At 40.9% G+C, this 22,825-nt stretch carries 23 protein-coding genes; 21 read left to right on the top strand and 2 right to left on the bottom strand.

The window, feature by feature from the left end; genetic code table 11:
* The first annotated feature begins 145 nt into the window (after positions 1 to 145).
* The 3 genes from ACQKL6_RS04020 (at position 146) to ACQKL6_RS04010 (ending at position 2,403) form a co-directional block, all read left to right on the top strand.
* Entirely contained in the window at positions 146 to 742 is a 597-nt protein-coding gene (locus tag ACQKL6_RS04020) for a DUF1405 domain-containing protein (RefSeq protein WP_427591746.1), read from the top strand.
* A 114-nt stretch (positions 743 to 856) separates the two neighbouring features.
* A complete protein-coding gene (ypjB, locus tag ACQKL6_RS04015; protein ID WP_427650626.1) occupies positions 857 to 1,642 on the top strand; it encodes a sporulation protein YpjB in 786 nt (261 codons plus the stop codon).
* A gap of 86 nt (positions 1,643 to 1,728) precedes the next feature.
* On the top strand, positions 1,729 to 2,403 hold the full coding sequence (locus tag ACQKL6_RS04010; RefSeq protein ID WP_402956706.1) for a zinc metallopeptidase: 675 nt from the start codon (positions 1,729 to 1,731) through the stop codon (positions 2,401 to 2,403).
* 82 nt (positions 2,404 to 2,485) lie between these two features.
* On the opposite strand, the gene ACQKL6_RS04005 is transcribed toward ACQKL6_RS04010, so the two are convergent.
* Positions 2,486 to 3,358 carry a YitT family protein gene (locus tag ACQKL6_RS04005; RefSeq protein ID WP_402869141.1) on the bottom strand — a complete coding sequence of 291 codons (873 nt, stop codon included), beginning with the start codon at positions 3,356 to 3,358 and terminating at the stop codon, positions 2,486 to 2,488.
* A 170-nt stretch (positions 3,359 to 3,528) separates the two neighbouring features.
* On the opposite strand from ACQKL6_RS04005, the gene ACQKL6_RS04000 reads away from it, so the two are divergent.
* From ACQKL6_RS04000 to ACQKL6_RS03915, 18 genes are all read left to right on the top strand, one after another.
* The gene (locus ACQKL6_RS04000; protein ID WP_402956708.1) at positions 3,529 to 3,882 is read left to right on the top strand and encodes a nucleotide pyrophosphohydrolase; all 354 of its coding nucleotides are present in this window, start codon (positions 3,529 to 3,531) and stop codon (positions 3,880 to 3,882) included.
* Positions 3,875 to 4,675 carry a 4-hydroxy-tetrahydrodipicolinate reductase gene (gene dapB, locus ACQKL6_RS03995; RefSeq protein ID WP_402869139.1) on the top strand — a complete coding sequence of 267 codons (801 nt, stop codon included), beginning with the start codon at positions 3,875 to 3,877 and terminating at the stop codon, positions 4,673 to 4,675. Before ACQKL6_RS04000 ends, dapB begins: the two co-directional genes overlap by 8 nt.
* An 18-nt stretch (positions 4,676 to 4,693) precedes the next feature.
* Positions 4,694 to 5,119, top strand: a complete 426-nt coding sequence (locus ACQKL6_RS03990) for a methylglyoxal synthase (protein WP_427650624.1) — start codon at positions 4,694 to 4,696, stop codon at positions 5,117 to 5,119.
* Entirely contained in the window at positions 5,103 to 5,816 is a 714-nt protein-coding gene (bshB1, locus tag ACQKL6_RS03985) for a bacillithiol biosynthesis deacetylase BshB1 (protein WP_402869135.1), read from the top strand. Before ACQKL6_RS03990 ends, bshB1 begins: the two co-directional genes overlap by 17 nt.
* Before the next feature lie 4 nt (positions 5,817 to 5,820).
* Positions 5,821 to 6,960, top strand: coding sequence for an N-acetyl-alpha-D-glucosaminyl L-malate synthase BshA (gene bshA / locus ACQKL6_RS03980; RefSeq protein ID WP_402956712.1), 1,140 nt, complete (start codon positions 5,821 to 5,823; stop codon positions 6,958 to 6,960).
* Between the two features lie 16 nt (positions 6,961 to 6,976).
* Complete coding sequence (locus tag ACQKL6_RS03975; RefSeq protein WP_427650622.1) at positions 6,977 to 8,170, top strand: CCA tRNA nucleotidyltransferase; 1,194 nt, start codon at positions 6,977 to 6,979, stop codon at positions 8,168 to 8,170.
* Positions 8,155 to 9,135: a biotin--[acetyl-CoA-carboxylase] ligase gene (locus ACQKL6_RS03970; RefSeq protein WP_427650620.1), complete on the top strand. Its 981-nt coding sequence runs from the start codon at positions 8,155 to 8,157 to the stop codon at positions 9,133 to 9,135. Before ACQKL6_RS03975 ends, ACQKL6_RS03970 begins: the two co-directional genes overlap by 16 nt.
* Positions 9,136 to 9,495: 360 nt before the next feature.
* The gene (gene panB, locus ACQKL6_RS03965) at positions 9,496 to 10,326 is read left to right on the top strand and encodes a 3-methyl-2-oxobutanoate hydroxymethyltransferase (protein ID WP_427650671.1); all 831 of its coding nucleotides are present in this window, start codon (positions 9,496 to 9,498) and stop codon (positions 10,324 to 10,326) included.
* Positions 10,323 to 11,168 (top strand): pantoate--beta-alanine ligase, encoded by an 846-nt coding sequence (gene panC / locus ACQKL6_RS03960; protein WP_427650618.1) that lies wholly within the window; start codon positions 10,323 to 10,325, stop codon positions 11,166 to 11,168. The genes panB and panC overlap by 4 nt, the downstream gene beginning before the upstream one ends.
* A 29-nt stretch (positions 11,169 to 11,197) precedes the next feature.
* Complete coding sequence (gene panD, locus ACQKL6_RS03955; RefSeq protein WP_402869126.1) at positions 11,198 to 11,581, top strand: aspartate 1-decarboxylase; 384 nt, start codon at positions 11,198 to 11,200, stop codon at positions 11,579 to 11,581.
* A gap of 180 nt (positions 11,582 to 11,761) precedes the next feature.
* Positions 11,762 to 14,542, top strand: a complete 2,781-nt coding sequence (gene dinG / locus ACQKL6_RS03950) for an ATP-dependent DNA helicase DinG (RefSeq protein ID WP_427591751.1) — start codon at positions 11,762 to 11,764, stop codon at positions 14,540 to 14,542.
* Between the two features lie 158 nt (positions 14,543 to 14,700).
* Positions 14,701 to 14,871 (top strand): YpmA family protein, encoded by a 171-nt coding sequence (locus ACQKL6_RS03945; RefSeq protein WP_214772022.1) that lies wholly within the window; start codon positions 14,701 to 14,703, stop codon positions 14,869 to 14,871.
* 17 nt (positions 14,872 to 14,888) lie between these two features.
* Positions 14,889 to 15,365, top strand: a complete 477-nt coding sequence (locus tag ACQKL6_RS03940; protein ID WP_402869121.1) for a DUF5590 domain-containing protein — start codon at positions 14,889 to 14,891, stop codon at positions 15,363 to 15,365.
* Between the two features lie 19 nt (positions 15,366 to 15,384).
* Positions 15,385 to 16,569 (top strand): pyridoxal phosphate-dependent aminotransferase, encoded by a 1,185-nt coding sequence (locus ACQKL6_RS03935; RefSeq protein WP_402869119.1) that lies wholly within the window; start codon positions 15,385 to 15,387, stop codon positions 16,567 to 16,569.
* Between the two features lie 210 nt (positions 16,570 to 16,779).
* A complete protein-coding gene (gene asnS, locus ACQKL6_RS03930; protein ID WP_427650616.1) occupies positions 16,780 to 18,072 on the top strand; it encodes an asparagine--tRNA ligase in 1,293 nt (430 codons plus the stop codon).
* Between the two features lie 128 nt (positions 18,073 to 18,200).
* Positions 18,201 to 18,896 carry a DnaD domain-containing protein gene (locus ACQKL6_RS03925; RefSeq protein ID WP_402956728.1) on the top strand — a complete coding sequence of 232 codons (696 nt, stop codon included), beginning with the start codon at positions 18,201 to 18,203 and terminating at the stop codon, positions 18,894 to 18,896.
* Between the two features lie 22 nt (positions 18,897 to 18,918).
* Positions 18,919 to 19,575, top strand: coding sequence for an endonuclease III (gene nth / locus ACQKL6_RS03920; RefSeq protein WP_402869114.1), 657 nt, complete (start codon positions 18,919 to 18,921; stop codon positions 19,573 to 19,575).
* Positions 19,572 to 20,111 (top strand): YpoC family protein, encoded by a 540-nt coding sequence (locus ACQKL6_RS03915; protein WP_402869112.1) that lies wholly within the window; start codon positions 19,572 to 19,574, stop codon positions 20,109 to 20,111. Before nth ends, ACQKL6_RS03915 begins: the two co-directional genes overlap by 4 nt.
* Before the next feature lie 14 nt (positions 20,112 to 20,125).
* On the opposite strand, the gene ACQKL6_RS03910 is transcribed toward ACQKL6_RS03915, so the two are convergent.
* Positions 20,126 to 22,822: a PBP1A family penicillin-binding protein gene (locus ACQKL6_RS03910; RefSeq protein ID WP_427650614.1), complete on the bottom strand. Its 2,697-nt coding sequence runs from the start codon at positions 22,820 to 22,822 to the stop codon at positions 20,126 to 20,128.
* Positions 22,823 to 22,825 lie beyond the last annotated feature (3 nt).

Here is a 22,825-nt window from a genome sequence, read left to right as displayed (position 1 = left end):
GTAGCATTATTTCGCTACTGTTGAATAAAATGGCTGACAACTCCGTTGTCAGTCATTTTTATTGAATGGCAATTTAAAAGAAAAACTTGGATTTGGAGGATAGAATCTGTAATATGAATATATAGAGAATGCGAGGGAAAAGTGGATGAATGTGATTTATAGTTGGTTTGCGCATCGGCAAGTACTTGTTTTTTTGTTAATAGTGAATGTATTCGGAACGGCATATGGATATTATTGGTATGGTTATCAATTAGCTGAAACACCTGCTATCTTTTTACCATTTGTACCTGATAGCCCAACGGCTTCTTTGTTTTTTTCACTTGTATTAGTAGGATTTCTACTCAAGAAAAACTTTGGTTTCATGGAAGCCTTGGCAATCATGACTTTATTCAAATATGGTATTTGGGCCGTTGTGATGAACGTACTCACTTTATTGACGACCGGCACATTGCCAATAGAAGGCTATATGTTAATGGCATCCCATTTAGGGATGGCAATTCAGGGGATATTATACGCACCATTTTACAGAATAAAACCTTGGCATTTAATTGTGGCCGGAATCTGGACCATACATAATGATATAATCGATTACGTTTTTAAGATGATGCCCAGCTATCGTGATTTATTTGAGTATATGGATATGATCGGTTATTTCACGTTTTGGCTCAGTATATTGTCCATTTTCGTTGCTTGGTATTTCGGATACAGAAAAGGGAGATTTACGCTTTCTTTCATAAAGTAAAAATGACCTTGTTCATAATTAAATGGGCAAGGTTATTTTTTTATCATGAACATGGTCTACTCATGTTTTTTTGCTCATATCGTTTTAGTAGAGATATGAGGAGGGACGAGTATCATGTTGAAAAAATTCATCTTAACCACTGCCCTTTTATTTTCCGTCTTGAATTTCCCTGTTTATGCACAATCCTCTTCAAATTTGGAGAAGTTGGACAACATTTCGGATAAAGCTCTCGAAATGGCCAAGCTGAAGCGATATGATGATTCAGAAAAGATGCTGACATTTTTTTCTGATCAGTTTATAAAAAAGACTGCAATAGAGCAAATTCTTGATATGGACGAACTTCGAATCATTACCGTTGCTCATAATGAAGCATTGATGACGATAAAGGATAGTAGTAAGGGAGATTCCGAAAAGATTAATTCCGTCACTAAGTTTAGACTTGTAATGGATGCAGTTAAGTCTACGCATCAACCCCTCTGGACTGAAATGGAAGATCAAATGATGAATTCTTTTAGACAAACAAAAGACGCGGCAACCATTCAAGATGCCATCACTTTTAATGATCAATTGAACTTATTCCTCTCGCAATATGAAATGATTTATCCCAGTTTAAAAGTGGACCTTTCCAGGGAAACAATTCAACAGTTGGATACCCGAATTCAGTATATGGATCAATATCGTCCTGAAGTGATTAGGAAAGGTGGAAATCAAAAAGAAATGGAAGACCTGCAGGATGAATTGACGGCTGTCTTTGAGGAAATGGGAGAAGACGATTCAGACCCCTCCTTATGGTGGGTGATCATTTCAACGGGCAGTATAATAATTATGACGCTATCCTATGTAGGTTGGAGAAAATATAAGGGAGATCGTGAAAAGCCAACCAAGGAACGTAATGATTGAAAGGCGCTACCCTGAAGAACACTATATTTGACATGACCGTCCCGTATCCATAGAATAAAAGTAATTATAGTTCTTAGGAGGAAACCATGTATTTCATTTATTTGGCGATTATCATCTTAATCCCGATTTACGCACAAATGAAAGTGAAGAGTACGTATAAAAAGTACTCTCAAGTGCCTGCTTCATCAGGTATGAATGGTGCAGAGACTGCTAGGGCCATTCTCGACCAAAATGGTCTCTACAATGTAAGAGTCGAAGAAACACCAGGCATGCTATCCGATCATTACGATCCAAGAGATAAGACAGTACGCTTATCCACAGATAACTATCATGGACATTCAGTTGCTGGTGTAGCTGTTGCAGCCCATGAAGTTGGACATGCGATACAAGATAAGGAAGCTTATGCATTCTTGCGGATTCGTCATGCGTTAGTCCCAGTCGCAAACTTTGGTTCGAATATTTCCTGGATTTTAATTTTAGTCGGTATGTTTGCGAACATACCAGCTTTATTATTAGCGGGTATCGTATTCATGGCTGCAGCTGTATTATTTCAGGTAGTCACTCTGCCAGTTGAGTTTAATGCTTCCTCACGGGCAATGGATCAACTTGTTTCCGTTGGAGTCATCCGAAATGATGAAGAGAGAGAAACGAAAAAAGTTTTAAGTGCTGCCGCGATGACCTATGTAGCTGCTGCTCTTGTAGCTGTACTCGAATTAGTTCGCCTTCTGCTTATGTACACAGGTATGAGGGAAGAAGATTAAGAAAAGGCATGATTTCATTTTGAAATCATGCCTTTTTCAATCTTACGAACTACAGGGATATTTCAAGGATCATCCGAAAGCGTTATCGTATTATTGGATTTTTGTTTTCATCTAACGTAAAACCTTCTCCTAGAACGTCATGTACTTCACTGACAGACACAAAAGCATGGGGGTCGACTGACGTTATAGCACTTTTTAATCGGACAAGTTCATTTTTGGCAACGACACAATATAGAATTTCACGATTATTTTTTGTGAATGAACCATAGCCTTTCAAGACGGTTACCCCCCGATCCATGTCATGCATGATCCTTTCAGCAATTTCTTCATTTTTCTCACTGATAATCATGGCTCCTCTTGCAGCGTAGGCACCTTCTTGCATAAAGTCGATGACGCGCGCCCCTATGAATACGGCTACGAGGGTATACATCGCTTCTCGATAATCCAAATAAGTTAAAATGGAAAGACCAATGACGACCGCATCGAATATAAACATGGTACGCCCCATCCCCATCCCTAAATAACGATGAGCAAATTGGGCAATAATATCAACTCCGCCCGTCGTTCCGCCATACCGGAATATGATGCCCAGGCCAACACCGACAAAGACCCCTGCAAACAAGGCAACCAGCATTAAATCTTGGCCAAGATTTATTTCAAACTGATACCTTTCAAAAATCCAAAGCCAAGCCGATAAACCGACAGTGCCAACGATTGTATAAAAAAAAGAAGTTCGGCCCAAGTATTTCCAACCAACGAAGAAAAGGGGAATATTTAATATCAAATTGGAATATGACGGATTTAAACCAATGAGTTGATATATAATCAAGGTAAGACCAGTGAACCCGCCTTCTGCCAAGTTATTTTGCATATTGAAATGGACAAGGCCGAATGCAAAAATTCCAGCTCCAATTAGGATGAACAGGATGTTTTTCACTTTTAAACCGTTTAGCATGTCTAGAGACCCCCAAAACGTATGTATTCAAGTAATTTACTTATTATAACCAATTAACCATTTGTGAGCAATTAATTACGGTGGGCGTATCGGTTGTCATCTCTTGCACTTTTAGCTAACATGGAGTAGAAATAAATATTTGTAATCGAATATCAAGAATGGGTGACAAAATGGAACAGAAAACGATTCAACAAATGCAAGCTGAGGTCGATCAATACATAGGACAATTTAAAGAAGGATATTTTAGCCCATTGGCCATGCTTGCACGCATGTCAGAGGAGCTAGGGGAACTTGCAAGAGAAGTCAATCATTACTATGGCGAAAAACCTAAAAAATTGACTGAAAAAGAAAATACAGTTGAAGAGGAATTGGGGGATATGTTGTTCGTGATGATCTGTTTTGCTAATTCCCTTGGCATTGATCTACAAAAATCGCATGATATGGTCATGCATAAATTTACAACCCGGGATAAAGACAGATGGACAAAAAAAGATGAGAACGTAGGGGGAATGAAGGATGAGTGAAGTGAGAGTGATTGTTGCGGGGCCGCGTGGCAGAATGGGAAATGAAGCGGTGAAATTGGTACATCGCACAGATGGATTTCAATTAGCCGCTGTTATAGATCGTAAGTTTAATGGAGAGAACTTATCTACTATCGAGGGGTTCAATGGCATTGAGGCACCAGTGTATTCAGATATTAATGAATGCTTTTCCAAGGTGGAAGCAGATGTATTGATTGATTTAACAACACCGGAAGTTGGGATGTACCATACAGAAACAGCCTTGAACCATGGTATTCGCCCTGTTGTAGGTACGACAGGTTTTTCTAAATCGGATTTAGAGAAACTGGATTCTTTGACTAAGGAAAAAGGCATTGGTTGTATCATCGCACCCAATTTTGCGATTGGCGCAATCTTGATGATGAAGTTTTCACAAATGGCAGCCAAATACTTTCCGGATGTTGAAATTATTGAAATGCATCATGATCAAAAATTGGATGCACCTTCCGGAACTGCCTCAAAAACGGCAGATATGATAGCGGCAGTCCGCGAAACAAAAGAACAAGGGCATCCAAACGAGAAAGAGACGATTCAAGGGGCTCGAGGAGCCAAGATCGATGGCATGCATATCCACAGTGTACGCCTTCCAGGACTTGTTGCCCATCAACAGGTACTATTCGGGAGCGATGGGGAACTCTTGACGGTACGCCATGATTCATTTAACCGTGCATCATTCATGACAGGAGTAAAGCTTGCTGTGGAAACAGTCATGAAACTCGATGTACTTGTTTATGGCTTGGAAAATATTATCGAGTAGGGATTAAGGAGGCGTATGATGAAGATTGCTTTAATTGCTCATGATAAGAAAAAGGAAGATATCATTCAATTCGTAATTGCCTATAAAGATGTGTTTCAACAACATGAACTATTTGCGACTGGTACAACGGGGCAAAGGATTATAGATGAAGTATCTTTGCCAATCCATCGTTTCCATTCTGGACCACTTGGAGGAGATCAAGAAATCGGGGCGATGATAGCTAGAGGGGAAATGGATATGGTGCTATTCTTTCGTGATCCTTTAACTTCCCAACCCCATGAACCGGATGTATCAGCACTTATCCGCCTATCTGATGTCTATGAAATCCCGCTGGCAACGAATATGGGAACAGCGGAGGTCCTTATTCAAGGACTTAAACATGGATATATGGACTGGCTCAAACTTAGAGAAAAACAAGGTGAGATAAATGACAAACAAAAATAATATAGATATCCTGGCATTCGGGGCCCACGCAGACGATGTAGAAATCGGGATGGGGGGCACGATAGCTAAATATGCACAGCAAGGTAAAAAAATTGTTATTTGTGATTTGACCAAGGCTGAAATGTCATCCAATGGGACTGTCCCATTAAGGATTAAGGAAGCATCAAAGGCGGCGGAAATCCTCGGGGTCGATAGAATCTCCCTAGACCTTCCTGACCGTGGGCTTTATATGAAAGAAGAATACATACAGAAAGTAATAGCGGTCATCCGTCAGTATAAGCCCAAACTTGTCTTTGCACCTTTTCTAGAAGATCGCCATCCTGACCATGGAAACTGTGCAAAGTTAGTTGAAGAAGCAGTTTTTTCTGCTGGTGTGAGAAAATATATGGAGAATGCTGGATTGGAAGCCCACCGTGTCAAAAATATGTATTATTACATGATAAATGGTTTTCATAAGCCTGATTTTGTCATTGACATTTCCTCTACGATATCAAAGAAACTTGACAGTCTTAGAGCTTACGAAAGTCAGTTTGAACAGAAGGATACCACTGTGGATACTCCGCTTGTTAACGGTTATATCGAAACAGTCGAAGCACGTGAGCGGATGTTCGGTAAAGAAGTCGGTGTCGATTATGCGGAAGGGTTCATGTCAAAAAAACCATTTTTGGTCGAAAACGATTTGTTAGGGGAAAATTAATCATATGAAATTAAAAATCGGAATTACCTGCTACCCGACTGTAGGTGGGTCAGGTGTCGTGGCTACCGAGTTGGGCAAAATGTTTGCGGAAAAGGGGCATGAGATTCATTTTATTTCTTCAAGTCTCCCGTTTCGGTTAAATAAGATGTACCATAATATTTATTATCATCAAGTGGAAGTGAATTCGTATTCCGTTTTTCAATATCCTCCTTATGATTTGGCACTTGCAAGCAAGATAGCCGAGGTTGTTAAACGGGAAGAACTTGATATTTTACATGTTCATTATGCGATACCTCACGCGGTTTGTGCAATTCTGGCTAAGCAGATGTCAGGTAATAAAGTGAAAATTGTCACAACGCTTCATGGAACGGACATCACGGTATTGGGTCATGACCCATCATTATCTAATTTAATCAAATTCGGTATAGAAAATTCGGATGTCGTCACAGGCGTCTCTCATTCACTCGTCAAGCAAACACATGAGTTGATTGCTCCGGATAAGGAAATTCAAACCATTTATAACTTTATTGATGAACGCGATTATCATAAAACCGACTCAGGATATTTACGGGACGAATACGGATTTGAGAAGAATGAAAAAGTCATCATCCACGTTTCTAATTTCCGGACAGTTAAACGAGTACAAGATGTGGTCCGTGCCTTCTATTTAACGCAAAAAAAGGTGCCAGCCAAGCTTTTACTTGTCGGGGATGGACCTGAAGTGACTACTGTATTGAAGTTGGCGGAAGATCTGGGCATCAGCGATAAGGTTCTATTCTTGGGCAAGCAGGATAACCTGGCAGAATTATATTCAATCAGTGATTTAATTTTATTGTTGTCCCAAAAAGAAAGCTTTGGGCTTGTACTGTTAGAAGCGATGGCCTGTGGAGTTCCTTGCATCGGAACGAATGTCGGCGGGATACCTGAAGTCATTGTTGACGGAGAAACGGGTTACATATGTGAATTAGGAGACGTCGAAATGATCTCTCAAAAAGCGATCAAACTATTAAGTGATCCCACCTTACATGAACAGTTCTCAAAAGCTGCTTTGGATCGTGCCAATACTGAGTTCCACTCAGATACGATCATGAAAGAATATGAAGAAATCTATATGCAGGTGCTTGGGACCAATTCATTGGAGTAGTGAGGAGGAGACATAGTTGGATCGGTTATTTATAGAAGCGGTACCCATTCTTGAAAGAATTGAAGAAGCGGGGTTCGAAGCTTATTTTGTTGGTGGATCGGTCAGGGACTATATTCTCGGCAGGCCCATTAATGACGTGGATATCGCAACCTCCGCTACACCTTTGGAAGTTAAAGGGATATTCCCAAAAACGGCGGATGTGGGAATCGAACATGGAACTGTATTAGTGATACTGGAGTCAGGGACATATGAAATTACTACTTTTCGAACAGAGAGTGGATACACGGATTATCGTAGGCCTGATTCAGTAAAATTCGTCCGTTCTTTGACTGAGGATCTACAAAGAAGAGATTTTACGATAAATGCAATCGCTATGGACAAATCGGGGGTCATCTTCGACCCATACAAGGGCCAACTTGACCTTTTTCAAAAAAAGATAACGACTGTTGGTAACCCACATGATCGTTTTGCTGAAGATGGTCTTAGGATGATGCGAGCATTAAGGTTCGTCAGTCAGCTGAATTTTCAACTTGATGAAGAAACATTCCAATCCTTAAAGGAGAACGGGCCTATTTTACGGGAGATTGCCGTTGAAAGAATTCTTGTAGAATTTGAAAAGCTATTAGCCGGCGACAATCGGATAAAGGCACTAAGTCTTTTACTGGATAGTGGATTATATCAGTTTCTTCCCCAATTTGCTGGTCAAAAGGAAAAGTTGGAAAGGGTATTGCTTCTCCCCCTTCATCAATTGACAGTGCCTGAGTTATGGGCGGTCGTCCTCATCCAGGCAGATATGGAGGATATTGAGGAAGTATTGAGAGCATGGAAGCTTCCTTTAAAATCAATCAGGAATGTCCAACGTATTATACAATTGGTCGAAAAGGAACCTGGATTTGAAGATTCCACTTTTGATGTATTCCAGGCAGGTCATATCGAAGCGGTTCAGGCAGCCAAAGTTAAGGCAATTCTCGAAGGCAGAAACGTATTAGAAGCGGAAAAGTCCATGTCTATCAAGTACGAAAACCTTCTTCTAAAGAGTATGTCAGATCTTGATGTAACTGGAGAGGACTTATTGTCATGGCATATAGAAAAACCGGGTCCTTGGGTTAGAAAATACTTGGAACTGATTTTGGCAGCTGTATTGAATTCGGAAATAACAAATGAAAAAGCTGAAATTAAGGAGTGGCTTATGACATGCAATCTGATTTAAGGACTAAACTGATGCAAGCCCTCTCTAAAGCGAATGGAACATTTATTTCAGGACAGGAAATTGCTGAGTATATTGGCTGTTCCCGTACCGCCGTTTGGAAACATATAGAGGATTTGCGCGGTGAAGGATATATGGTTGAAGCAGTCCGGAAGAAAGGGTACCGCATTGTATCGGCTCCAGAAAAAGTATCGAAAAGTGAAATTCAATTCGGGCTGGAGACGAAAGCCCTTGGAAAGATGATCCAATATCAGGAATCCGTTGAATCGACACAAAAAATTGCCCACCAGCTGGCTAACGAAGGGGCGGAGGAAGGCACCCTTGTGATAGCCGAGGAACAAGTTTCAGGAAAAGGAAGGCTCATGAGATCTTGGCATTCTCCAAAATTCAGCGGAATTTGGATGAGTCTGATCTTACGTCCAAAAATCCCTCTTCATCAGGCGCCGCAGTTAACCTTGTTGGCTGCAGTTGCTGTAGCACAGGCAATCGAGGATGTTACAGAACTTCAACCTCAGATCAAATGGCCAAATGACCTACTTATTAATCGTAAAAAAGTTACGGGAATCTTAACGGAAATGCAGGCTGAGTCGGATAGAATACATTCCGTCATCATCGGGATCGGAATGAATATCAACCAACAAAAAGAAGACTTTCCAGAGGACCTTCAGGAGAAAGCTTCTTCTCTTTCAATAGAAAGTGGAGTGAAGATTTCAAGGGCCAAGGTCATCCAAAGAGTCCTGCTTCGTCTAGAAGATCTGTATACACTTTATTTACAAGAAGGTTTCATGCCAATTAAGCTCCTGTGGGAGAGTTATGCAATCAGTTTAGGGCAAATTCTTAAAGCAAGTACCGTTAATGATACCATTGTCGGCAAGGCACTTGGAATCACGGATGCTGGCGTTCTTCTTCTCGAAGATGATCAAGGGACCATCCATTCTATTTATTCTGCAGATATAGAAATTCAGTAGATTTTTGTAGAATATAAGAAAAATAAATAGAATAATCGAATGTGGCTTGATATAATTCAAGTGGGCAGTATCGTGAAAGAACTGCACCCCAATAACACAAAAATATTTGAAAATCTGCCTTGATCCAAATGATTGGACGGGGACGGAGGGATGAAACTTCTAAAGATACCAAAGAGATCGACTAAAAGGAAAGTACTTTGAACGTTGATGATAAAGGCCATTTGTTCGGCCATTTTTATCTTCACGAACTAGGGACTCTATTTAGTCGGTCTTTTTTGTGCAGCGAATGTTTAGACACCAGTTTTTTAAAACACTGATGTTTTCATCTCCTCTAATAAAGGAGGAAACGTAATGAAGTTGATGTCCGGTGATTTTTTGAAAATGAAACAAAAAGGTGAAAAAATTGTCATGCTGACCGCCTATGATTATCCATCGGCAAAGTTAGCCGAGCAATCAGGGGTTGATATGATTTTGGTCGGGGATTCGTTAGGAATGGTGGTTCTAGGTTACGACTCCACCATTCCTGTGACTGTTGAAGACATGATTCACCATACAAAAGCGGTGAAACGAGGGGCTCCTGATACATTTGTCGTAACGGATATGCCTTTCATGAGCTATCATCTATCTTTGGATGAAACGCTCAAGAATGCAGCTCGCATTATGCAGGAAGGCCATGCCGATGCTGTGAAGGTTGAAGGGGCGGACGATGTGGTCGAAAAGATTTCGGCTTTGACGAAGGCAGGAATTCCGGTAGTCGCACACCTAGGATTGACACCCCAATCTGTAGGCGTGCTCGGAGGATATAAGGTTCAAGGAAAAGATGCCGAAGCTGCCCAAAAGCTAATGGAAGATGCAAGGAAATGCGAAGCGGCTGGGGCTCTGGCCATTGTTTTTGAGTGTGTACCTTATCAAGTGGGAGAGCGTATTACTAAAGACCTTACAATCCCGACGATTGGAATTGGAGCTGGAGCCGAAACGGATGGACAAGTATTGGTTTTCCATGATCTCATTACGTATGGGGTTGAACGGGTTGCAAAATTTGTCAAGGTATATGGAAATGCCAATGAATTAATTGGAAACTCAATTGAAAGTTATGTGAAAGAAGTAAAATCAAGCGATTTTCCGACGAGAGATCATTCATTTACGATGAAGGAAGAACAACTTCATGCGCTTTACGGAGGAGGAAAATGAAAACTTTTACATCAGCAATAGAATTGCAGAAAGTACTCCGTCATGACAGAACCAATAAAAAAAGTGTAGGCTATGTTGCAACGATGGGGTACTTACACGAAGGGCATGCCTCCCTTATAGAAAATGCCCGTAGAGAGAATGATATCGTAGTTTTAAGTATTTTCGTCAACCCGTTGCAGTTTGGACCCAATGAGGATTTTGCGTCTTATCCCCGTGGTTTGGACCGGGATGAAAATCTGGCAGTCAATGCGGGCGTCGATTATCTTTTCTATCCGACCGTGGATGAAATGTATGGTGAAAATCCATCAGTCAAAGTAGTTGTTCAAAACCGCACCGATTGTTTATGTGGTAGAAAGCGACCCGGCCATTTTGATGGCGTAGCAACTGTCGTGACGAAGTTTTTTAATATCATCCTCCCTGATAGGGCGTATTTCGGGATGAAGGATGCCCAGCAGGTCGCAATAATCGACGGGTTGATACAGGACCTCAATTTCCCCATTGAGCTAGTGGCCGTTGATATAGTACGTGAGGAAGATGGTTTGGCAAGGAGCTCACGGAATGTCTTCCTGCTTGAGGATGAGCGTCATGAAGCAAAAGAACTGTACCAAAGTTTATTGAAGGCGAAAGATGCTATTATTTCTGGGGAAAGAAACCCTCAAAAGGTGATAGCTCTCGTCGAGGAGCATATCAAAGCCCGGACAAAAGGCAAAATTGACTATGTTGAAATTTATCAATATCCGGAACTGAAGCTACTTGATGTCCTGAATGGAAATATTATCATTGCTGTGGCCGTTAAGTTCAGACATGCAAGACTCATTGATAATATTATAGTAACGCTATAAAACGAATTCGAATAGTAGGGGGAACGATCATGTTTCGGACAATGATGAATGGGAAAATCCATCGGGCAAGGGTGACTGAAGCCAATTTGAATTATGTGGGAAGCATCACGATAGATGAAGATATTATTGATGCAGTGGGCATCGTGCCCAATGAGAAAGTGGCGATTGTCAACAATAATAATGGTGCTCGACTGGAAACATATGTGATAGCGGGAGAACGTGGAAGTGGGGTTGTCTGCTTAAATGGAGCAGCAGCAAGATTAGTCCAGCCTGATGATATTGTCATTATCATTTCTTATGTGATGGTGGCTGAAGAAAGGGTGAGTGATCACCAACCTAAAGTGGCAATCATGAATGAAAGGAACCAAATCATTGAATTGATTTCACACGAACCTGCAGCGACAATCTTGTAAGCAAAGAGGGCGGCTCAACATCTATATGTTGAGCATGCCCCTTTTTTATGCAACCAGACTCCTGAACCTATGTCCATCTGGCAATCGGAGTGTTTCCTTTATTCTGTGTAGTATGGTATAAAAAAGGTATAAAGAATTCCATCAGCTAGTGGAGAAAGTGAAGTTTGAGGTGTACAATTCATGACACAACGATATGTAGTGGTTGACTTAGAAACAACAGGGAATTCACCCAAAAAAGGGGATAGGATCATTCAGTTTGCTGGTGTGGTCATTGAAAATGATCAGATTGTTGATACCTATTCAACATTCATCCATCCTGGGCAGGAAATATCCCTTTTCATTGAAGAATTGACAGGGATAAGTAATGAGACAGTAAAGGATGCGCCAGATTTTGAAGATGTCGCGGAAAAAATTGCCCATCTTATAGAAGGGGCTTGCTTTGTTGCCCATAATGTATTATTTGATTTATCTTTTCTACAGGAAGAATTGGTAAGGTGCGGATTTGAGCCCTTTTATGGTTCTACGCTTGATACGGTAGAATTGGCGAAAATCATGAAACCGACTTCCGATGGATATAAATTGCATCAGCTGGCCAAAGAGGAAAATTTAGACCATTCGAGGCCACATCAAGCGGATAGCGATGCATATGCTACCGCTTTATTATTGTTAGAATTGAAAAAAAAGCTGTTGGACCTACCATTGATGACACTTAAGCAATTATACCGGCTATCTTTTTCCTTACAGAGCGAGGTTTCCGAATTAATAGATGCTTGCATTGCGAGCAAACTTACAAAAGCCGAGGTCCGTTTACCAGGTATTACGACATTTAGAGGACTGGCATTTAAAAAAGTAACCGATGATAGTGAGCATATTGAACAAGAAACAGAATTCCCACTCGATGACGAGGGGAAAATAGCCATGCTTCAAAATGCATACCCCGCTTTTGAAGCAAGAGATGGACAGCTTAGCATGATGAACTTAATTCATGATTCCTTCGAATCCCGACAGCATGCGATAATTGAAGCTGGCACGGGAATTGGAAAATCATTGGGTTATTTACTGCCGGCCGTATATTTTGCCAAGAAACATCATGAACCTGTCGTCGTTTCGACATATACTCTTCAGTTGCAGGATCAGCTCCTTCAAAATGAAGTACCTAAACTGAAGAAGATCCTTCCTTTTTCCTTTCAAGCCGTTTTGCTAAAAGGAAGAAGCAATTACCTGAGCCTGGCAAAGTTTGAGCGGGCATTGCGAGAAAAAGAAGATAATTATGAAACTGCTTTAACGAAAATGCAGATATTGGTCTGGTTGACGGAAACGGCAACAGGGGATAAAGATGAATTGAATCTTACTAGTGGTGGACAATTGTTTTGGAACAGGCTTCAAAGTGATGGTCTTACATATGTAGGTTTGAAAAAACCCTGGATTGAACTGGACTTCTTTGAACGGGCCAAGAAAACAGCCGCAAAAGCAGATATTATCATTACAAACCATTCCTTTTTAATGAGTGACCTCCTTACAGAAGACGCCCTTATTCCCAAAGAAGGGTATTTAGTCTTGGATGAGGCCCATCACTTGGAACAGGCGGCTTCCACACAACTTGGTAGGAGGCTCCATTATATTTCAGTAAAGACCATGCTAAACAGGCTAGGGACCTTCGATCAAAAGCAGTTATTTTATAGACTTGAAAAATTGCTTTCGAACAATGGATGGTCGGATGGCAGTCCAACCTATACATTTGATCAAAAGCTAAGTGACTTTTCATATGAATTCGATCAACTTTTTTATTTCTTGTCCAATCAAGCAGAAAAACTCTCACGGTCTATAGGTCCGAAGCGAATTGCCTTTAAAATAGAAGACCCTTCCTGGAAACAGGCGATACTTATAGCGGAACGGTTAGTGGATCTATCAGGTTCAATGATCATGGAACTTGAGAGGCGATTGCATCGTTTAATGGATAATGAATCATCTTTAGGGAAAAATGCCTTGTTTTACCTGAATGATATCGAAGTGTTGCTTGGACATCTTCAGGATACAAGAGATTCCTTGCATGAATGTTTCATTAAGCCTCATGAAGAAAATATTTATTGGCTTGATTATACAAAAGCGGCGCCACAGCACGGTGTTACGTTGACGGTTCAACCGATATCAGGAAGCAAATGGTTGTGGGACTCTTACTTTGGACGTCAGAAGAGTGTAGTCATGACATCTGCTACGTTAGCCGTGAAACATTCCTTCCAGTATTTCAAGGCACAGCTTGGTTTGGAAAAAGAATTGATACAGACGGCCATCTACCCTTCACCATTCCCTTATAAGGACTTGGTAAAAGTGTTGGTGCCGAATGATATCCCCGATATAAACTGTTTAACAGTGGATGAGTTTTCCGAGAATGCAGCTAACCATATAATTGTTGCTGCCCAGGCTGCCAAGGGCAGGATGATGGTTTTATTTACTTCACATGAGATGTTGCGTGCCACATATTATGCCATAAAAGATTCCGAGGTCTTGGATGATTTCACTTTGTTTGCACAGGGGATTTCTGGTGGAAGCAGGATGAGGTTGTTAAGGAATTTCCAAAATTTCGAGAAAGCAGTGCTCTTCGGGACGACGAGCCTATGGGAAGGTGTCGATATACCAGGAGAAGATCTATCATGTCTGGTCATTGTCAGGCTTCCTTTTTCACCTCCCGATGAGCCGGTTACGGCTGCAAAATGTCAGCTACTCGAAAAACAGGGGAAGAACGCCTTTTCGGCATATTCCTTACCTGAAGCACTGTTAAGGTTCCGTCAGGGATTCGGTAGGTTAATCCGTACGCCAGAGGATCGGGGTTTGCTGATCGTATTGGATCGACGTGTTATCACGGCTAAATATGGGCATGAGTTTAAAAAATCGATTCCCCCTATCGATTGGAAAAATGTCTCCATCAGAGAAATGGCGGATTTGATAGAAGAGTGGATTTAATGACTCTTCTATTCTTTTCCTATTATAGGTGGAATTTTGCGAAATAATGAAGAAAAATAACCTATGAACTGGTATAATGTGAAAGGTAGTTATGCCTTCAAATTCCATACATACCAGTGGTTGTTGACAATTTTTAGTTAAAATGGAGGAGCATTTTCATGGAGAGCAAAATTGAAGTGATCTCGACAGTCAGGCTGCAAAATTCACCTGATTTGTATAAGATTGTGGATTCTTTGAATCGAACGTTGAAAAAGGACGATTTGATGTTCGGGCTGGCATTGGATTCACAAGATCAAGAAAAAGCGATATTTACTATTTATCGTACATAGAAAGAGGGAAAGCGGCTTTGAAAAAATGGTTGGTTATTGCTTCTATCCTAGTCCTTTGTTTTATCGGTTTTGTCAGCGGAGCATACATTAAAGCATTACAGCATAAAAAAGAAGCTGGTAATGAGGCTTTTGAAAAGGCAAAGAAAGCAGGCGGAATTGATACCAAGGATGAGTTTTACCTTTATAATGGTCAAACCTCATATTCTGTTATCATTGGCAAGACGAAAAATGGAAGTAAAAAAATCGTCTGGATTCCTGAGGACGAGAAGAAAAAAATAGTTGTGAGGAATTTTAAAGACGGTAAGACAAAAAAAGAAATTTTAAACATAGTGAATGATAAGCTAAAACCTGAAGAAATCATATCTGTTAAGCTTGGTATGGAAAAGGATGTTCCCCTTTGGGAGGTAACATATCTCGACGATTCTGAACGGTATAATTATGATTATTACGATTTCAAAACAGGGGAATGGCTTAAGTATTATCGAAGTATATAGAATGGAGGATTTTACTACTATGAAATTAGCTAATCGGGTTCAGTCATTAACACCCTCAACAACACTGGCAATCACAGCAAAAGCAAAAGAACTCAAAGCACAAGGTCTTGATATTATTGGCTTAGGGGCCGGCGAACCTGACTACAATACTCCTCAACATATTATCGATGCAGCCATGCAATCCATGAATGAAGGACAAACCAAATACACGCCTTCTGCTGGGCTTCCAAAACTGAAAGCCGCGATTGCAGCAAAGTTAAAACGTGATCAAGGCCTAGAGTATAAGCCTTCTGAAATTATTGTCGGATCTGGTGCAAAACATGCGCTTTATACATTGTTCCAAGCGATTTTGGATGAAGAAGATGAAGTAATTGTTCCTATACCATATTGGGTAAGCTACCCAGAGCAGATTAAGCTTGCTGGCGGAAAACCCGTGTATGTTGTTGGCTCTGAAGAAAACCAGTATAAGATCACAAAGGAACAACTCGAAGAATCCATCACTGATAAAACGAAAGCGGTCATCATTAACTCTCCAAGCAACCCGACTGGCATGCTCTATTCTAAAGATGAGTTAGAAGCCATCGGTAAAGTTTGCCTAGATCATGATATTTTAATCATCTCGGACGAAATCTATGAAAAATTGGTATATGGAACTGCAAAACATATATCGATTGCAGAAATTTCTCCTGAATTGAAAAAGCAAACGATCATCATCAACGGGGTTTCTAAATCACATTCCATGACAGGATGGAGAATTGGTTATGCAGCAGGTGATGAGGCCGTCATTAAGGCCATGACAAACCTAGCTAGCCATAGTACATCCAATCCTACTACCACGGCTCAATATGGCGCAATTGCTGCATATGATGGCCCACAGGAACCGGTAGAGGAAATGCGTCAAGCATTTGAAAGTAGATTGGATACGATTTATGGAAAATTAGTAGATATACCGGGAGTAAGCTGCATTAAACCGCAGGGGGCATTTTATTTGTTCCCGAATGTGAAACGTGCAATTGAATTAACAGGGTTCAGCAATGTCGAAGAGTTTACTACCGCATTATTAGAAGAGGCTCAAGTGGCCGTCATCCCAGGTTCAGGATTCGGGGCTCCGGATAACATCAGATTATCCTACGCAACCTCTTTGGACCTACTTGAAGCAGCCGTTGAAAGAATTCATACATTCGTTAAAGCGAAAATGGCGTAGTATTTGAAAAGCCTACAGGTCCCCTATTTCGTTTAGGGGATTTGTAGGCTTTTTTATATCTTCCCTATTTTTTATATGGATAAAAGATTATGAGCAGTAAAGTAGACATTTATAGTAGATTAGCTGAATAATTTGCTTGTAATGAGCCCTATAGGTATAATAAATAGAGTAAATTTCTTAGTAGTTAAGTTATATTTGGAGGGAAATTCGGTGAAAATTACAATAAAAGATGCTAGCAAATTTGTCGATCAAGAAGTGACAATTGGAGGCTGGCTTGCTAATAAGCGTTCTAGTGGTAAAATTGCTTTCCTTCAAATCCGCGATGGCTCTGGGTTCATCCAAGGGGTAGTCGTGAAGGCTGATGTAGGAGAAGACCTTTTCTCTACTGCAAAGTCGGTATCACAAGAATCTTCCATGTATGTTACGGGATTCATTCAGAAGGATGAGCGTTCACCTTTTGGTTATGAGCTACAGGTGAACAATATTGAAATCATTCATGATTCAGTTGATTACCCAATCACTCCGAAAGCTCATGGACCAGAATTCTTAATGGATAATCGTCATCTATGGCTTCGTTCGAAGCGTCAACATGCGGTTATGAAAATCCGTAATGAAATCATTCGTGCTACATATGAATTCTTCAATGATGAAGGTTTTGTCAAAGTGGACCCGCCGATTTTAACTGGTAGCGCACCAGAGGGAACGAGTGAGTTGTTTGCGACAAAATATTTTGATGAGGATGCCTATCTATCACAAAGCGGTCAGCTTTATATGGAAGCTGCAGCCATGGCATTAGGAAAAGTATTTTCTTTCGGTCCGACTTTCCGGGCAGAGAAATCTAAGACAAGAAGGCATTTAATCGAATTTTGGATGATTGAACCGGAAATGGCTTTCGTGGAATTCAAAGAAAACCTAGAAGTCCAGGAACAATTTGTCACAGCCGTCATTCAGTCTGTTCTGGAGAATTGTCAGCTAGAATTGAATACACTTGGACGTGACACGACAAAACTTGAACAAATCAAGGCTCCGTTCCCGCGGATCACTTACGATGAAGCTATCAAGTTCCTTCACGAACAAGGGTTTGAAGATATTCAATGGGGAGACGATTTCGGCTCACCACATGAAACGGCCATTGCTGAAAGCTATGATAAGCCGGTCTTCATTACACACTATCCTACTAAAATTAAACCGTTCTATATGCAACCAGATCCAAACCGGGAAGAAGTCGTCTTATGTGCCGACTTGATCGCACCAGAGGGATATGGTGAGATTATCGGTGGGTCGGAAAGAATCCATGATCAGGAGCTTCTTGAACAGCGCATTGCTGAACATGGTTTGAGTGAAGATGCTTATAAATGGTATATGGAATTAAGGAAATATGGATCTGTCCCACATTCTGGATTTGGCCTTGGCTTAGAACGGACAGTGGCATGGATTAGCGGCGTTGAACATGTCCGTGAAACTATTCCTTTCCCACGTCTTTTAAATCGCTTATATCCTTGATTTGTAAAAAAAAACGGTTATTTAGCCATACTGGGCGAATAACCGTTTTTTTCTATTAATTCTGTTAAAATTATAAGCTTATTCGTATCACATTTTTCATGTTATACTAATTTAGAGGTGTCCAAAACATGAATAAAGAACATTTATATGCTTGGTTTAAGGAAGGAACGATAACGATTCCATCCTTTTTGTTGACTCACTATAAGACAATGGGGCTGAATGAGCAAGAAATGGTTCTACTACTCCAATTGCAGAATTTTATCGATGGAGATAATCCATTCCCAGCACCGTCTCAACTATCCGACCGAATGACATTACAGGAATCTGAATGCCTATATTTAATACAACGTTTGGTTCAAAGAGGATTCGTCCAGATGGTCGTTGAAAATAATCAGGAAATTGGTCAGGAAAAGTATTCGCTCGATCCACTATATGAGAAAATGATGGACTGCTTCTTGAAGTCTTTGAAACAGGCTGAATCTGCCGAGGTACAGAAGGCAGGGGAGAGCCTGTATACAATATTTGAACAGGAGTTCGGGCGTCCGTTATCTCCTTTTGAGTGTGAAACCCTGGCAATGTGGATGGAGGATGACCATCAACCAGATATCATCAAGGCGGCTTTAAGGGAGGCTGTCATTTCAGGGAAATTGAATTTCCGTTATATAGACCGAATTTTATTCGAGTGGAAAAAGAATGGGATTAAAACCTTGGAGCAAGCAAGGGAGCAAGGACAAAAATTCAGAGTCCATCAAAAAAGGGACCGTAAAATAGAACCGACACAACCACTGAAAGATGTACCCTTTTATAATTGGCTCGAACAGTAATGTGAATTAAAGGAGAACAAACATGCTGAATAAGGCTCAAATTCGTTACTGTCTGGATACGATGGGCGAGATGTTTCCTGATGCCCATTGTGAGCTGAATCACTCCAATCCATTTGAATTGGTGATTGCTGTTGCTCTTTCGGCTCAATGTACAGATGTATTGGTTAATAAAGTTACTCAAAATTTATTTCAAAAATATAAAACGCCTGAGGATTATCTTAGTGTACCGATTGAAGAATTGGAAAATGATATTCGTTCAATCGGTCTGTACCGTAATAAAGCAAAGAACATTCAAAAGTTGTCTAGAATGCTGATAGACGAATATGATAGAAGAGTTCCTAGGGACCGTGATGAGCTTACCAAGTTACCGGGTGTCGGTCGGAAAACGGCCAATGTGGTCGTCTCAGTGGCTTTTGGCGTGCCGGCGATAGCGGTGGATACCCATGTAGAGCGTGTGTCCAAACGGCTGGGTATATGCCGCTGGAAAGACAATGTCCTTGAGGTGGAAAAAACCTTAATGACCAAAGTGCCAATGGATGAATGGTCCGTTACACATCATAGACTCATTTTCTTTGGTCGCTATCATTGTAAAGCCCAGTCTCCAAAATGTGAAACCTGTCCGCTTCTTGATTTGTGTCGTGAAGGGAAAAAGCGGCTAAAAAGGATAGAAGCCAAATGAACGATTTAAATTCAATAAATGTGCCGGTCGAATTAGACGATCCATTCTTCTTCCCTAAAGAAATAAAAGCTTTAAAAAAGGAAGACTATCAAGAGTGGAGAAATCCCAGTGAAGTTGAAGTGTTTTCATATGAGCTGCTTTTTTACAGGGGGGAAGAAGTTTATTCACCTTGGAAGAGTGGGGAAATGCATATACCTGAACTGTTTGAAAAATGGAGGCTCATTAAAAAGGATTGCGAATTGTTTTTTTCGAATAGAAAAGCGGGACTGGCTTTAGAGCCTATGAAAGAAGGAATTGGATTATTCTTTTCGGCAGTCTATTGGATGAATGAAATACCCGTGAAGCTAAATGCATGGAAGAAACAGATGGAAGCCTGTCCGGTTAAACCGATAAACTTGGTTGAAAGATTATCTTTCATCATGGAAAGACCGGCGTTTTACCATTCATTCAGACAGCTTAGCGAATTATTCATCGAATTGGAAAAGCTCTTTGTAAGAAACAAGCTAAGAAAAGCGAAAAAAGGTCTAAGCGGTTAAGCTTAGACCTTTTTTTAATTGCCATTTTCTTTATCTTTGTTTTTATTTTTGTCTTTTTCTGGGTCAGGAGCGGGAGCGGGCTCAGGAGTATCCGCGGGTTTATCCTCATCAACTTTTCCTGGATCCTCATCTTCGACATCCTCATCGTCTTTGGTGGCATCATCATTGCCATTACCATTACCGTTTCCATTGTTCCCGTTGTTATCCGTGTTGCCCTGGTCTGGGTTTTTATCTTTATCTTCGTCTTCATTACCCTCGTCTTCAGTAGGAGTATCTTGTTCCAGATCCTCATCCTCGGCTGGCTCTTCAATATCTTCCTCTTCCTCAGGCTCTTCTTCAATAGCACTAGGAATCTGTACTGTAGCACCAGCAGGGTCGCTTCGTTGATTATCAACGATGGCTACGACAGAAAAAGTATATTTACTTCCCGGTGTAGGGTTTGGAATGGTTAAACTAGTATCCTTCGATTTTTTCAGAACACTTTTTGAGCCGCCGTCAACAGACATTTGGACTTCAAATTGTGGATCTCCATCACTATGAGACCATGAAAGCTGTATTTCGTTGCTTTCCTGATTATAAGACGCACTGACACTAGGTGTATCTATTTTCTCATATTCTGTGGTAACTTGTGTTGGCTCGTGGCCTTTAACATAGTATTCATAACTGATTCTATCACTTGGAGTGTATTGATTGGCTTTCACTACAGGATTCGACCCTTTAATGACACCAACTTTTGCAACACTGCTCGGCTGTTCAAAGTCTTTCGTTGTTTTTGATTGGGCCATGTGTTCCATCAAATTCTTAAAGATGTATTTTGGTATTCTTTGAGATGAATCGCCTAGGTATTCCATCTTTTTACCTGCATTATTATCATAACCCGCCCATATGGCAACGGTATAGTTAGTCGTGTAACCAGCCATCCAGCTGTCCTTTACCCCTGAAGCAGGTATGTTGTTTGCTGCACGTTGCTCGGGAGTGAAGTTAGTGGATCCAGTCTTACCAGCGACTGGAAGCCCAGGTATGTTGGCCAATCTCCCTGTTCCGTAACTTTCTGTCATGACGCTTTTCAGCATATCCGTGACGATGAAAGCCGTGGAATCTTTCATGACAGGTTTTGTTTCTGTTTTGTTCTTGATGGTTGTTTTATCACGTAATACAATTTTCTTGACGGTATGTGGTTCGTTATAAATCCCACCATTACCAAAGGCCCCATATGCACCGGCAAGTTCTAGAGTGGAAACATCTGTGCCACCGCCAATTGAAGCAGATTCGTTGATTTCCTTATCTTTATCAAAAGGAACGCCAAGGTCAATTGCAAAATCACGTGCACGTTCTTTCCCGACTTCTTGGAACGCTTTCAAGGCCGGTATGTTCAATGATCTCGCGAGAGCTTCTCGAATAGGAACCGTTCCATAATGAGTGCCTGATGCATTTTTGAGGGGAGTTCCATCAAAGTAGGTATACTCCTCATCTTTAATAGGTTGATAGGTTGACCAGTTTAAATATTCGACAGCTGGACCATAATCTAAGATAGGTTTGATTGTCGACCCTGGTGAACGCTTAGCATCTGTTGCATAGTTCCACCCGCGTTTGACGTTCGTGTTCCTGCCACCGCCAACGGCTTTAATTTCGCCTGTTTGCGTATCAAGCAAAGTAACACCGGCTTGTAGATCTTCACTTGGATAACTAACGATATCATTACTATTCAACATTTTATAAACGTATTCTTGGGCGTCTTTATCAATGGTCGTTTGGATTTCCAGACCATCTGTAAACACATTATAGTCACCCATATTTCCGACTTCTTCTATTACCAAATCTATGAAGGCATCATAAGCAGTCGTATCGATTTGGTTTTTATCGACTTCTTGAAGTCCGGCTGTTATTTTAACGTTTTGTGCCTTTTTCATTTCCTGTTCGCTAATATATCCATGTTTATTCATGAGATGAAGTACAATATCGCGACGTTCTTTTGCCCGTTCTGGATATTTATATGGATCATAGCGACTTGGGCTTTGCGGTAACCCGACAAGCATGGCCACTTCGTTAAGGTCCAATTTATCCAAGTCTTTCCCGTAATATGTTTGCGAAGCCGTCAGAATTCCGTTTGCACGATTGGCAAAGAAAATTTTGTTCACATACATTTCCAGTATTTCTTGTTTTGTATATTTTCTTTCTAGCTGTATGGCCAGCCACATTTCTTGGACTTTCCTTTTAATCGTTTTATCAGGTGTTAAATAAGAGCGTTTGATAACCTGTTGGGTTAAAGTACTAGCACCTTCTGAACCAAAGCCATTTTTGACATTGGCGAGGACTGCGCTGCCTAAACGAAGGAAGTCAACCCCATGGTGGGAATAAAAACGGGAATCTTCTGTTGCCAGGAATGCGTCTTCGACTAGTTCAGGTATATCTTCATAATTGACAAAGTCACGATTCTCAGTGCCGACCTCTCCAAGTAATTTACCTTCTTCATCAAGGATCTTCGAGGTAACGGGGTCTTTTAAAAGGCTTTCGTCGAGCTTGGGAGCATCACTGATAAAGTAAGCTAATGTAGCTCCTCCAGCAACTAAACAAATAATTCCAATTGTGACGAGAATGAGAAAAACTCGCTTAAGCATGTTCGTGGGTTTTTTCGGCCCTTTTTTTGGTGCCTTCTTCTGTGCCTGACCCTGCTTTCTACGTTCTTCTCTTGTATTATATTTTTCAGCCATTAC

Origin of the sequence: Peribacillus sp. NPDC097197 (assembly GCF_050278025.1) — a bacterium.
Taxonomy (GTDB): domain Bacteria; phylum Bacillota; class Bacilli; order Bacillales; family DSM-1321; genus Peribacillus.
Note: the sequence above shows the minus strand (reverse complement) of the source record. Positions and strands in the feature narration are given on the sequence as shown.

Bases quoted from the DNA above. Each gene is read 5' to 3' on its own strand.
- ACQKL6_RS03915 (WP_402869112.1), top strand. From the start codon at position 19,572: ATGAACGATTTAAATTCAATAAATGTGCCGGTCGAATTAGACGATCCA.
- dinG (WP_427591751.1), top strand. From the start codon at position 11,762: ATGACACAACGATATGTAGTGGTTGACTTAGAAACAACAGGGAATTCA.
- ACQKL6_RS04005 (WP_402869141.1), bottom strand. From the start codon at position 3,358: ATGCTAAACGGTTTAAAAGTGAAAAACATCCTGTTCATCCTAATTGGA.
- bshB1 (WP_402869135.1), top strand. From the start codon at position 5,103: ATGACAAACAAAAATAATATAGATATCCTGGCATTCGGGGCCCACGCA.
- nth (WP_402869114.1), top strand. From the start codon at position 18,919: ATGCTGAATAAGGCTCAAATTCGTTACTGTCTGGATACGATGGGCGAG.
- ACQKL6_RS03990 (WP_427650624.1), top strand. From the start codon at position 4,694: ATGAAGATTGCTTTAATTGCTCATGATAAGAAAAAGGAAGATATCATT.
- ACQKL6_RS03935 (WP_402869119.1), top strand. From the start codon at position 15,385: ATGAAATTAGCTAATCGGGTTCAGTCATTAACACCCTCAACAACACTG.
- ACQKL6_RS03945 (WP_214772022.1), top strand. From the start codon at position 14,701: ATGGAGAGCAAAATTGAAGTGATCTCGACAGTCAGGCTGCAAAATTCA.
- ACQKL6_RS04020 (WP_427591746.1), top strand. From the start codon at position 146: ATGAATGTGATTTATAGTTGGTTTGCGCATCGGCAAGTACTTGTTTTT.
- ypjB (WP_427650626.1), top strand. From the start codon at position 857: ATGTTGAAAAAATTCATCTTAACCACTGCCCTTTTATTTTCCGTCTTG.
- ACQKL6_RS03970 (WP_427650620.1), top strand. From the start codon at position 8,155: ATGCAATCTGATTTAAGGACTAAACTGATGCAAGCCCTCTCTAAAGCG.
- panC (WP_427650618.1), top strand. From the start codon at position 10,323: ATGAAAACTTTTACATCAGCAATAGAATTGCAGAAAGTACTCCGTCAT.
- dapB (WP_402869139.1), top strand. From the start codon at position 3,875: ATGAGTGAAGTGAGAGTGATTGTTGCGGGGCCGCGTGGCAGAATGGGA.
- panD (WP_402869126.1), top strand. From the start codon at position 11,198: ATGTTTCGGACAATGATGAATGGGAAAATCCATCGGGCAAGGGTGACT.
- panB (WP_427650671.1), top strand. From the start codon at position 9,496: ATGTCCGGTGATTTTTTGAAAATGAAACAAAAAGGTGAAAAAATTGTC.
- ACQKL6_RS03910 (WP_427650614.1), bottom strand. From the start codon at position 22,822: ATGGCTGAAAAATATAATACAAGAGAAGAACGTAGAAAGCAGGGTCAG.
- ACQKL6_RS04010 (WP_402956706.1), top strand. From the start codon at position 1,729: ATGTATTTCATTTATTTGGCGATTATCATCTTAATCCCGATTTACGCA.
- ACQKL6_RS04000 (WP_402956708.1), top strand. From the start codon at position 3,529: ATGGAACAGAAAACGATTCAACAAATGCAAGCTGAGGTCGATCAATAC.
- ACQKL6_RS03925 (WP_402956728.1), top strand. From the start codon at position 18,201: ATGAATAAAGAACATTTATATGCTTGGTTTAAGGAAGGAACGATAACG.
- bshA (WP_402956712.1), top strand. From the start codon at position 5,821: ATGAAATTAAAAATCGGAATTACCTGCTACCCGACTGTAGGTGGGTCA.